The sequence below is a fragment of the Butyrivibrio proteoclasticus genome (assembly GCF_900115735.1).
GTDB classification, from domain to species: Bacteria; Bacillota; Clostridia; order Lachnospirales; family Lachnospiraceae; genus Butyrivibrio; species Butyrivibrio proteoclasticus_B.
In genome coordinates, this window is record NZ_FOXO01000018.1 from 44,529 (window position 1) to 57,019 (window position 12,491).

General features: G+C 39.9%; 9 protein-coding genes. All 9 read left to right on the forward strand.

Annotated elements, in window-relative coordinates:
- Positions 1-9 precede the first annotated feature (9 nt).
- The 9 genes from BM146_RS11720 to BM146_RS11760 all read left to right on the forward strand — a co-directional run bounded on the left by BM146_RS11720 (position 10) and on the right by BM146_RS11760 (position 12,483).
- Positions 10-2,910 (forward strand): GH25 family lysozyme, encoded by a 2,901-nt coding sequence (locus tag BM146_RS11720; RefSeq protein ID WP_074889071.1) that lies wholly within the window; start codon positions 10-12, stop codon positions 2,908-2,910.
- A gap of 65 nt (positions 2,911-2,975) precedes the next feature.
- Positions 2,976-4,448, forward strand: a complete 1,473-nt coding sequence (locus BM146_RS11725; RefSeq protein ID WP_074889074.1) for a hypothetical protein — start codon at positions 2,976-2,978, stop codon at positions 4,446-4,448.
- Positions 4,449-4,540: 92 nt separating this feature from the next.
- Entirely contained in the window at positions 4,541-5,626 is a 1,086-nt protein-coding gene (gene rfbB, locus BM146_RS11730) for a dTDP-glucose 4,6-dehydratase (protein WP_074889077.1), read from the forward strand.
- Positions 5,627-5,690: 64 nt separating this feature from the next.
- Positions 5,691-6,560, forward strand: a complete 870-nt coding sequence (rfbA, locus tag BM146_RS11735) for a glucose-1-phosphate thymidylyltransferase RfbA (protein WP_074889080.1) — start codon at positions 5,691-5,693, stop codon at positions 6,558-6,560.
- 167 nt (positions 6,561-6,727) lie between these two features.
- Complete coding sequence (locus tag BM146_RS11740) at positions 6,728-7,231, forward strand: hypothetical protein (protein WP_074889084.1); 504 nt, start codon at positions 6,728-6,730, stop codon at positions 7,229-7,231.
- Between the two features lie 80 nt (positions 7,232-7,311).
- The gene (gene rfbC, locus BM146_RS11745) at positions 7,312-7,857 is read left to right on the forward strand and encodes a dTDP-4-dehydrorhamnose 3,5-epimerase (protein WP_022774378.1); all 546 of its coding nucleotides are present in this window, start codon (positions 7,312-7,314) and stop codon (positions 7,855-7,857) included.
- Positions 7,854-8,855 (forward strand): ABC transporter permease, encoded by a 1,002-nt coding sequence (locus BM146_RS11750; protein WP_074889088.1) that lies wholly within the window; start codon positions 7,854-7,856, stop codon positions 8,853-8,855. The genes rfbC and BM146_RS11750 overlap by 4 nt, the downstream gene beginning before the upstream one ends.
- Positions 8,856-8,939: 84 nt before the next feature.
- Positions 8,940-10,295, forward strand: coding sequence for an ABC transporter ATP-binding protein (locus BM146_RS11755; protein WP_074889091.1), 1,356 nt, complete (start codon positions 8,940-8,942; stop codon positions 10,293-10,295).
- Positions 10,296-10,323: 28 nt separating this feature from the next.
- On the forward strand, positions 10,324-12,483 hold the full coding sequence (locus tag BM146_RS11760; protein WP_074889094.1) for a class I SAM-dependent methyltransferase: 2,160 nt from the start codon (positions 10,324-10,326) through the stop codon (positions 12,481-12,483).
- The last annotated feature ends 8 nt before the right edge of the window (positions 12,484-12,491 follow it).

Genomic DNA, 12,491 nt, shown 5'->3' on the forward strand with positions numbered 1-12,491 from the left:
GATCAGAGTATGAGAAAAAGTTTAAAAAGAGGTTTGGGGCTTGCCAGGAAAAGTTCGCGTACAAAGCGTCATGACGAGGATATAGATTATAAAGAGCAGTATGATGACTATGATGATTATCCTGAGGATGATTATGATGACGACTTTGGTGATGCAGAGGATGATTATTATTACGAGGATGATCAGGAATACGAGCGCGAGACAGACGGCATAGATGATGACGAATATGACACAGACTATGATGACGACCGCGACTATTATGAAGAAGATGATTCCTATGAGAACGAGAATTCTTATGAGGATGAAGATGATTCTTTTGAGATCGATGACCCTTACGAGGATGAGGATGATGAGCTCTACGAGGGTGATGAAGACTACAGAAATGTAGAGGATATTGATGCCGGCAGAAACTATGAACATGATGAATATGACGAGGATGATGAAGATTATGATGACTGGCATGATAGAAGAGAAGGGCTAAGTGATGATTCCGGATCAGGATTTTTTAGCATAATTACTGAATCTTCTGCGGTTGAGAGAATTGCAGCCCTTATCTTTGTCGTTCTTATTGCCGGAGCTGTGGCTACAGGTGTGTTCTACAAGAAAGCCATGGATAAAAATCACGAAATCAGCTCTTTTGCCAGCGTGGGTGCAAATTACGGAGAGACCGAGATTGTAGGTGAGAGCGGACTTATTGCTGTGGCGGATGCCCAGAGAGCAAAGCTTGAAGCGGCGCAGCTTATTTCCGAAGATGAGGAAAACGAAGAGGAAGAAAACAGCGAGGAAGAGGATGAGAATGCTTCAGTAAACGTTTCTATGTCTGTTACCACTATCAAAAGTGACATTAAGATAAAGTTTACGAATTCCAAGACCGGAAAGCTTGTTGCCAGCACTCCTTTTACAGTAACGGTTGTAAATCCGGATGGAGGCAGCGTTACCTATGATGATCATGATCAGGACGGAATCATCTATAAAAAAGACCTGACAGCAGGAAAGTACACAGTCACTCCCAATGTCCTTTCGGGTGAATATGAAAAATATAAGATTGATACAGCCTCCAAATCAGTTACTGTTAAAAACACAGTTGAGATGAAGGCTGTTGATGTGACAGGTGAAGTCAAAAAGGAATCTGAAGTAAATGTAGCAAAAGAGGATACAGCTGTTGCAGACAAGGTTGAGTCAGCCCTTACAGATACTGTTGAGTGGGTTGAAAGTACCAAGAGTGAAGTTAGCGAAGGAACTGATAGCGGAGAAGGTGGTTACATTTATGAGGTAGTGGACAAGAGCAGCATTGTGGATCCTTCCAGCAGTGCCATGAATGGCGTTGGCCGGTTCATGTTCCTGGCTTTTGCAGCAGCACCTGAAGAAAATTCAGATAATGCTGAAGAGGAAGATAAGGAGTTTAAGGTAAAAGCGTATGATGTTACCTTAAAAATCGGAGAGACATCCAAGATAGAGATTATTGATGGACCTTCGGAACTAAAGTATTCTTCATCAGATTCAGACCTTGTAAAGGTTTCAGAAGACGGAACGATTTCAGCAGTTGGCGAGGGCGTAGAATACATAACTATTACAGCCGAAGGATATCAGAAGGAAGTTGTTAAAGTTATTGTGAAAAAAGAAGAGAGCGCATCCAGCAGTTCAAGCGCGGGTAGTTCAAACTCAAGTAGTTCAAACTCAAGTAGTTCAAACTCAAGTAGTTCAAACTCAAGTAGTTCAAGCTCAAGCAGTTCAAGCAGTTCAAGCGCCAGCTCAAGTAGTTCAGGTTCAAGCAGCGCCAGCTCAAGTAGTTCAAGCTCCGATGGGGCAGGCAGTGCATCGTCCGACAATAAGACAACACCGATAAATATTACCAGGGTAACTCTTGTAAAGGGCAGAACTTTTAAGATTGAGCCAAAGAGTACTGATATTGCGCTTAATGTTAGTTCGGCTGATACCGGAAAGGTTTCTGTAGATGGTACAACCATAAAAGGTGAGGATACCGGTGAGACAACAGTTACTGTAACTGCAGATGGATATGCTGAAGCTAAAGTGACAGTTACTGTAAAGAGCAATTCCGAAAAGCTACAGACCAAGGACGGCAAGCAGGTTTACATTAAAGACAGCGAAGGTAATTATATAGAAGCTGATTATGGCGACTATTATATCGAGTCTGCTTTTTATCTGAGAAGTGGTGCAACTTCTTATAAATATACCGGATGGCAGACTATTGATGGAAAAACATATTATTTTGACAAAAACGGAAATGCTGTAACCGGTGAGCAGGTCATTCAGGGAGCAAAGTACACCTTTGAAAGCGATGGAGCAATTGCAGGATCATCCAATATCATGGGTATTGACGTCAGCAAGTGGAATGGCAATATCGACTGGGCTGCTGTTAAGAACTCCGGGGTGAATTTTGTTATTATCAGATGTGGATACAGAGGCTCGTCAGAGGGAGCACTTATTGAGGACTCCAAGTTTAAGTCAAACATAAAAGGTGCTCAGGATGCAGGCCTTAAGGTTGGTGTGTATTTCTTTTCACAGGCGGTTAATGAAGTTGAGGCTGTTGAGGAAGCATCCATGGTTATCAGTCTTATCAAAGGATATAGCCTGTCATACCCTGTTTATCTGGATGTTGAAAAGAGTAACGGAAGAGGTGATGGCATCAGTAGTGACCAGAGAACCGCCAATATCAAGGCATTCTGTGGAACAGTTGCAAATGCAGGATATTCAGTTGGTGTCTACTCCAACAAGACCTGGTTTACAGAAAAAATGAATATTTCGCAGCTTGGAAGCTACAACATCTGGCTTGCTCAGTACAAGTCAGATATGGAATACTCTGCTTCCAAAGTAAATATGTGGCAATACACTTCAAAAGGAAAAGTATCCGGTATTTCCGGAAATGTAGATATGAATATCTACTACTGATAAACGGGTGTGGATATGTACCAAAACAGGAATATCCACTGACTTTGTATTTTGAAAGCAGATATATGAAAAAAAGATTAAATGATAAAAAATTGATATTTTTATACCTGATTCTCCCATTGGTATTTTTCATGGGCCTTGCAGTGCTTGACGGAACGGTGTGGTGCGTGGATTCACAGAGTTATGTGAGTATGGATTTCACCAGAGAACCTGTTTATCCATTGTTTCTCTTAGGAATCAGGAAGGTTTTTGAATTTTTTGATTTTGCAGGACAGATGTACGGGCAGCCGTCATATTTATTCTGCGCTGTTATCATCCAGAGTTTATTATGGGTGTATACTACGGCAAGACTTGGCTTTTTTGCGTATAAAGTAGCAAGAGATAACACCTACGAAGAAAGAGCAAGACTTGTAGGCTTTTTGGCAGTTTTTTTCCAAATAGCAGTGTGTGTGTTAAACCGTTTTATTGCTGCCAGAGGTTCAATGTATTCTGAGTGCATCATGACAGAGAGCCTGGCAATGCCGTTGTTTGTACTTTTTAACATCAGGCTGTTTATGGCGCTAAAGGATTATAGCAAACGGAATCTGACAGTTCTTTTTCTACTGTGTGTTCTGATATCCAGCATCAGAAAGCAGATGCTCATAACTCTTCTCATTTGGGGATTTTTGTCATTTGTCATGCATCTTTTGTGGAAAAGAACCAGAGATTTCAGGAAATTTGTGGAAACCTTCATACTTGTTATCCTTGCAGTTATTTGCATCAGCGTTGCAGACAGAAGCTATAATTATGTTCTCCGCGGGCACTTTGTTGAGCACACAGGAAACAGTAAAGGGGCGCTTGATACAGTTCTTTATACAGCAAAGGCTGAAGATGCATCTTTGTATGAAAAGTATGATGACTCAGAGGATTATCCGAATCTTAGTGAGCTGTATACAAGGATTTATGATGTTTTGATCAAACAGGAGCTTACAATTGACTTTGCAAAGTCCGGGTATGAGCTTGGAGAAGAATCAACTGTTTCCAATTCTGACTGGGTTGCGATGGCTTCTCACTATGCGGATTGCTATGATGTAATAGGATTTGATGTTGTTCTTCCAATATGTGAGGAATATGTTGCTGAGTACTTCCCGAATCTGGATGAAGTTTCTGCACAGTTAAAAGAGGATGCGGTTGAGAAAGTTCTTTTGAAAGAGCTTATAAAAAAGGATGTTTTGGGAATATTTAAGGGAGAGTCAAAAGCGTTTTTTTATGTATTTAAGGCAAATGTGTTAAAGGCATTTGTTATATCGGTGGCAAATATTTCACCTAAAATACTTATAACAGCTTCCCTGATAATTTACATTTTGTATCTGACTTTGATGTTCAGGATAGGAGTACTCAGAAAAAAAGAAGATATTCTTTTGATGGCGTTTATTGTTATTACAGGAGTGTTTATAAACAGCATGGTTACGGGATCTATGATATTTCCGCAGCCCAGATACATGTGCTATTCCATGGGACTCTTCTACTTATTGATAAGTTGTGATATACTGCTATGATAAGAGAGTCTCGGGATATATATGTATTCTTGAGACCGTATTATCACAGCAGTAATACATAAAGAAGATAAAAAAGAAATGAGGAAAAATAAATGAGAACTTATTTAGTAACTGGTGGAGCCGGATTCATCGGTTCTAACTACATTCATTACATGTTCAAAAAATATGATAATGAGATCAGAATTATCAACGTTGATGCACTTACATATGCAGGTAACCTTGAGAACCTTAAGGATATCGAGGACAGAGATAACTATACATTTGTAAAGGCTAATATCTGTGACAGAGATGCTATCAACAAGATTTTTGAAGAGAATGATATCGATAGAGTTGTTCATTTCGCTGCTGAGAGCCATGTTGACAGATCAATCGTTAATCCTGAAATCTTTGTTCAGACTAACGTTTTAGGAACAGCTACAATGCTTAATGCTGCTAAAAAGGCATGGGAGCTTCCTGATGGAACATTCAAAGAGGGCAAGAAATTCCTTCATGTTTCAACAGATGAAGTTTACGGATCACTTGATGATGACCCAACAGCTTTCTTCTATGAGACAACACCATATTCACCACATAGCCCATACTCAGCTAGTAAGGCAAGTTCAGATATGCTTGTAAAGGCTTATATGGATACATATAAGTTCCCTGCAAACATCACAAACTGTTCAAATAACTACGGACCTTACCAGTTCCCTGAGAAGCTTATTCCACTTATCATCAACAACGCTCTTGCAGGCAAGACACTTCCTGTATACGGTGATGGCAAGAATGTTCGTGACTGGCTCTATGTTGAGGATCACGCTAAAGCAATCGACATGGTTCAGGAAAAGGGCCGTCTCTTTGAGACATACAACGTTGGTGGTCACAACGAGAAGCAGAATATCGAGATTGTTAAGACAATTATTGATGTTCTTAAGGATGAACTTGATGATTCAGATCCAAGAAAAGCTAACCTTTCATATGATCTTATCAAATATGTAGAAGATCGTAAGGGCCACGACAGACGTTACGCTATCGCTCCAGACAAGATCAAGTCAGAGATCGGCTGGGAGCCTGAGACAATGTTCAAAGAAGGTATCCGCAAGACAATTAAGTGGTACTTCGACCACATGGACTGGATGGCTAATGTTACTTCTGGAGACTACGAGAAGTACTACGAGAAGATGTATAAAAACAAATAATCAAGAATATAAATGAACAGGCAAAAGCCATTGAGCTTTTGCCGTCCCTTTTTAGGAGGTTTTAATGAAAGGTATAATTTTAGCCGGTGGATCAGGAACAAGGCTTTATCCACTTACACGTGCAATGTCTAAACAGATGATGCCTGTTTATGACAAACCTATGATTTATTACCCGCTTTCAACACTTATGCTTGCGGGAATCAGAGACGTTCTCATTATTTCAACTCCAAGAGACCTTCCTATGTTCGAGGAACTTTTTGGTGATGGATCACAGCTTGGAATGCATTTTGAGTATGCAGTTCAGGATCAGCCAAGAGGACTTGCTGATGCATTTATTATCGGTGCAAAATTTATCGGAAGCGATTCAGTAGCACTTGTTCTTGGCGACAATATCTTTTACGGTCAGAGCTTTTCAAAGCTTCTCAGAGAAGTTGCTGCAAGAGATAAGGGAGCAACAATCTTTGGTTATTATGTAAGAGATCCTAGAGCTTATGGCGTTGTTGAGTTTGATGAAAACGGTAAGGCCATAAGTATCGAAGAAAAGCCTGAGAATCCAAAGAGTAACTATGCAGTACCTGGTCTGTATTTCTATGACAATCAGGTCGTTGATATAGCAGCTAATGTTAAGCCTTCAGCTAGAGGCGAGATTGAAATCACAAGTATCAATAATGAGTACTTAAGCAGGGGCGAGCTTCACGTTGAGACAATGGGACGTGGTTTTGCATGGCTTGATACAGGTAATCATGATTCTCTTCTTGATGCATCAGATTTCGTATGCGCGTTCCAGAAGAGACAGGGACTTTACATTTCCTGCATTGAGGAAATTGCATATAAGAGAGGCTTTATCGACAAGGAGCAGCTTCTTAAGCTTGCTGAGCCTTTAATGAAAACCGACTATGGTAAATACCTGAAGGAAGTTGCTGAGGGGCTGTGAGCACTTGCCGAGGTCCTTTCGAGGCTAGTGCGAACGTGTTCTGGCGAGCAAAGCGAGAGCAGAACTTCCTTAATGTACTTGCCGAGGTTCTTTCGAGGCTAGTGCGAACGTGTTCTGGCGAGCAAGGCGAGAGCAGAACTTCCATTAATCAGTTGCCGAGGTGAAGTATGGACAAAAGAGTATTTAGAATGGCAATTCTAACTATCATCAGCGCTATTTTACTGGTACTGGTCATAGTTTATGTTGCCAATACTGAAAAGATAAATGAACTTTTGGGATGGGGACAGGCCACAGTTGAGGAAAGTACTTCCGAAGTGGCTGCCTCCTATTACAGCGGGGATTTATCCGAATACGGTCTACAGATTGGCAATGATCTTGATGGCTTTTTAGCAGATCCGGATTTTTTTGATGAGACTGAGAAGACTTCTTCTACAGTTGTCATTAAGAAAATTGAATCGACTGAAGAAAGCTCGGATGAAGCAAGCTATTCAAGTACGGATGAGGAGAACGGAACCGGAATGGCGGTTGTTGGAGAACTCATTAATCCAAACGGTCAGGGTGTTGATCCGGCAACTTTAGACAGTAGTCTTTTTGATTATAATGGTGAGATGCCACAGACTCCGCCTCCTGCAGGACAGGCACCGGGGACACCGGTTGGTACTGCACCGTGAAACTGATAAAGATTTATTGTTGATGCTGATTTAAATTGATTTTTTATAATTATTTTTTGATAAAATGGAGATAGTTAAAAATGGGTAAGATAACAGTAGAAACATGTGAAATCGAAGGACTTAAGGTTATAACACCTACAGTTTTTGGAGATTCAAGAGGCTATTTTGTTGAGACTTACAATAAAAATGATTTCGTTGAAGCAGGTATTGATGTAGAGTTCGTTCAGGACAACCAGTCAGCAAGCCATAAGGGAGTGTTAAGAGGGCTTCATTTCCAGAAGGAATTCCCACAGGATAAGCTTGTAAGATGTATAAATGGAGAGGTATTCGATGTAGCAGTTGACCTCAGAAGAGATTCCAAGACATTTGGAAAGTGGTTTGGTGTAAGATTATCAGCAGAAAATAAGAAGCAGTTCTTTATTCCTAAGGGATTTGCTCATGGCTTCTACGTTTTATCAGATTATGCAGAATTTGCTTATAAGTGTTCTGATTTCTATCATCCAAATGACGAAGGCGGACTTATTTGGAACGATCCTGATATCGGAGTAGAATGGCCACTTCTTGAGGGAGTAGAAATTGACCTTTCAGACAAAGATACAAAGTGGAAAGGAATTAAAGAGTATTGATCAGGGGACTTAAGAAACTTCCCAAGCGTACAGGCTTGGGGATTTTCTACGTACTGGCGCTTTCACTGGCGTTTTTAGTTATTCTTCATACGAACACTCTTGCAGACCCGCACACAGAGATGCTTAAAAAGATATGTGGTTGTATCTTGATAGGTGTTAGCTGTGTTCTGGTCTTCTTTTGGTATGATAGGCTTCTTGTTTTACCAGTTGAGCTTTACAATTCGAGAAAGCTCATAAAGAGACTGTCAATCAATGATTTTAAGAAAAGATACGCCGGTTCTTACATGGGAATTGTGTGGGCGCTGGCCCAGCCTGTAGTTACAGTTGTTATGTATTACATTGTTTTTGACAGGGTTTTCCAGTCAAGAGCACAGGCTGTATCTGATGGTGTTGAAGTTCCGTATGTTTTGTTCCTGACTGCCGGCCTTGTGCCGTGGTTCTTTTTCTCAGAGGCACTTACCAACGGAACGACATCACTTCTTGAATATAATTATTTGGTTAAAAAGGTGCTGTTTAAAATAAGCATCCTTCCAATAATCAAGATAATTGCAGCAATGTTTATCCACGTATTTTTCATATGTGTGCTTTTGTTTATAGCATGTGTATATGGCTATTATCCAAGTGTTTATTGGCTTCAGCTTATATACTATGTGGGATGCGAGTTTATTCTTGTTTTGTCCATAAGCTATGCAACCTGCGCAATTGTGGTGTTCTTTAGAGATCTTTTACAGATAATCAACATAGGACTTCAGCTTTTCCAGTGGGCTACACCTATTCTTTGGAATCTGGATATTGTACCGGATAAGTACAAGTGGATATTCAAGCTCAATCCTATGACTTATATTGTGGAAGGCTACAGAAATGCAATTTATGGTGATACCTGGTTCTTTGAGCATTTCTATTCATCTACATATTTCTGGATCTTTGTAGTTGCAGTATTCTGCATTGGATCCCTCATATTTAAACGCTCAAAGCCTCATTTCGCAGACGTGTTATGATACTATGAAATCGTATGTTTGTAGGATTGCGGAAATTAAGTGGAGCAATCCGTAGTATCATAACTAATTACAACGGAGATTTGTATGGATAAAGATATCGCTATAGAAGTCAAAAATCTGACTAAAATATATAAGCTTTACGATAAACCGATTGACAGGCTTAAGGATTCTCTTGGACTTGCCGGTAAGGGTAAGTTTAAGGAGCACAGAGCACTTAACAATGTTAGCCTTTCAGTAAAAAAAGGCGAAACTGTTGGAATCATAGGAACAAATGGTTCCGGAAAGTCTACTATCCTTAAGATAATTACAGGAGTTCTTTCTCCGACAGAGGGAGAAGTCAATGTAGACGGTCATATTTCAGCTCTTCTGGAACTGGGAGCAGGTTTTAACATGGAGTACAACGGAATTGACAACATTTACCTTAATGGTATGATGATTGGCTTTTCTGAAGAAGAAATTGAAAAGAGGATGGATGCAATCCTTGAATTTGCTGATATTGGTGATTATGTTTATCAGCCTGTTAAAACCTATTCCAGTGGTATGTTTGTACGTCTTGCTTTTGCAGTTGCCATAAACATAGATCCGGAAATTCTTATTGTTGATGAGGCTTTGTCAGTAGGAGATGTATTTTTCCAGGCTAAGTGTTATCACAAGTTTGAGGAGTTCAAAAAGAAGGGGAAGACTATTCTTTTTGTGTCTCATGATCTGTCAAGCATCAGTAAATACTGTGACAGAGCAGTTCTTTTAAATCAGGGAGTACTACTTGGCGAGGGAACTCCCAAGAAGATGATCGACATCTATAAACAGGTTCTTGTTGGACAGTATCCGCTGCCAAGCAGTGATGTGGAGAATCTTTTAGATGATGAGTCAATCAGGGAAGCGGCAGCTTCGGCTGATAAAAGAGCAGAAGCCAAGATTAAAAAAGAAACTGATAAGTCAAAAGAAGCTTCTGAAAAAACAAATGCTCAGGAAGAGCTTTCGGATGTTGAAGCTCTTGAGTATGGTGATGGGGCAGCGGTTATCACTGAGTATTACATCACTGACAACAAGGATGTTCGCACAAACTCTATCATTAAGGGAACAGATTTTACTGTCCACATGAGAGTTAAGTTTAACAGAAATGTTTCGGCTCCTATTTTTGCCATGACCTTTAAAAATGTTATGGGTATTGAGATTACAGGCACCAATTCAATGGTTGAAAAAGCTTTTTTAGAGCCTGTAAAAGCGGGAGATGTTAAGGATATTACTTTTACTCAGAATATGTCACTTCAAGGAGGAGATTATCTTCTTAGCTTTGGAGTTACAGGTTTTGAGCAGAATGATTTTACGGTTTATCACAGACTTTACGATGCTCTTAGCGTTTCAGTAGTTTCCGACAAGAATACAGTTGGATACTATGATATGAACAGCGTATGCAAAGTCAGCGATGCCAAGAAGTAATAGCCCAAGTATTAGAGGAACGAGCAAAATGCAGGAAGAAATAAGAATCGGGGAAGTTACCCTTAACTTTAAGCATTATTCAGGGGTTGATCTTTATAGTGACGGAGCTATTGAGAACGACCTCCTTGATATTGTTAAAAATTATAGAAAAGAAGAGTATCAGAAGATCATAGAGGAAAGGGCAAACTGGCCTATTCTCTATCATTTGTCTGACCAGAGAGCCAATATTGTTGAGTGGATTCCTATGGATCCTAATGCCAAAGTATTGGAAGTTGGATCGGGGTGTGGCGCTATAACAGGGATGCTTTCTTCAAAGGCGGGCCAGGTTGTGGCCTGTGACCTTTCAAGAAGGCGTTCTGAGATAAATGCAATCAGGAATCAGGATTGCTCTAATGTGACAATTCATGTGGGCAACTTTAGAGACATTGAGCCTGATCTTCCTGTAGATTTTGATTACATCTTTTTGATTGGCGTATTTGAATATGGTCAGGGCTATATAGGTACAGATAATCCTTATGAGAAGTTTTTGAGAATGCTTTCAAGACATCTTAAAAGAGGCGGTAGAATTGTCATTGCCATTGAGAACAGGCTGGGACTAAAGTATTTTGCGGGATGTGCTGAGGATCATCTTGGCACTTATTTTACCGGAATTGAAGGGTATTCACCTGACAGCGTAGCCAAGACTTTTACCAGAAATGGTCTCATTAACATTTTCAAAAAATGTGGAATGAATGATTACCATTTCTACTATCCTTATCCTGATTATAAGCTTATGACTCTTTTACACTCAGATTCATATCTTCCGAAATTCGGAGAGCTTCAGGATAATGTAAGAAACTTTGACAGAGACCGAATGGTTCTCTTTAATGAAAAACATGCCTACGAGGATCTGATTAAAGATGGCATGTATCAGGATTTTGCAAATTCTTTCCTGGTTATTTTAGGACCGGGAGTTGATACCATATACAGTAAGTACAGCAATGACAGAGTGGATGAATTCAAGATCCGTACTGATATTGCAATTGACAGGGCCGGAAGAAAGATTATCAAAAAGTATCCACTGACTGAAGCGGCAAAAGAGCATGTCTTTGGCATCAGAGATGCTTATCTTGGGCTTGTTGAAAAATTCAGGGGCGGAGACCTTGAGATTAATGACTGTCAGCTTGATGAAAAAGAGGGCTGCGCCATTTTCTCTTTTGTTAACGGCGTTCCGCTTTCTTCCCTTCTTGATGAGTACATAGATAAGGATGACATTGAAGGATTCTATGCTCTTATTAATGAGTACTACCGCAGGATAAGGTATAAAGAGAATTATCCGGTCTCAGATTATGACCTTATTTTCTCAAATATTATGGTTAATGGTCCTATTTGGACTATAATAGATTATGAATGGACTTATGGTAAATGTATCCCTGCAAAAGAGCAGATGTGGAGAGCGCTTTATTGCTATAGGTTAGAGGACAGGAAAAGAGAGAGATTTGATCCAAAGCCTATATTTAACAGGATTGGAATCACTGAAAAAGAGATACAGGTTCTTCTTGATGAGGAGAATGCTTTCCAAAAATATGTGACCGGAAACAGAAAGTCTATGGTTGAAATTTGGAAAGAAATAGGCCGAAAGGTAATTGTGCCTAAGGAAGTGACTTTGGAGGCACAGAATGCGGCAAGACCTGCGGATGTTATCCAGATCTACATTGATGAAGGCTATGGATACTCTGAGGATGAATCAATTTTTCCGGAAGAGCAGTATGATGAGAAAAATACTGTGAATCTTGATATCAGAGTTAATTCTGATTGTAAGGTAATACGAATTGATCCCGCGTTTACATCATGTGTGGTGACTATTGTTGATGCTTCATGGAATGGTACTACCATTTCAGAGGGCGGAGCTGATATAGATATATATCCTGTCAATGGACAGTGGATTTCTGATGATTCTTTTGTATTTAACAGTGACGACCCTAATATTGAGTTCAGACTTACAAGCAACAGACTCAGTATTCAGGAGAGAAATCATCTTAAGGTGACTCTTTTGACGACTTTGATTCCAAGGAATGCTGCAGATGCTATCGCAAACTCGATTCCTCAGATGACAGGATTTGAGCCAAAAGAGAACATCATTAAAAAAATCGGGAAAAAGATAATCAGTAAGCGTGATGAGTTATACTATAAAGACGACGAGGAGTAAATAAAGGG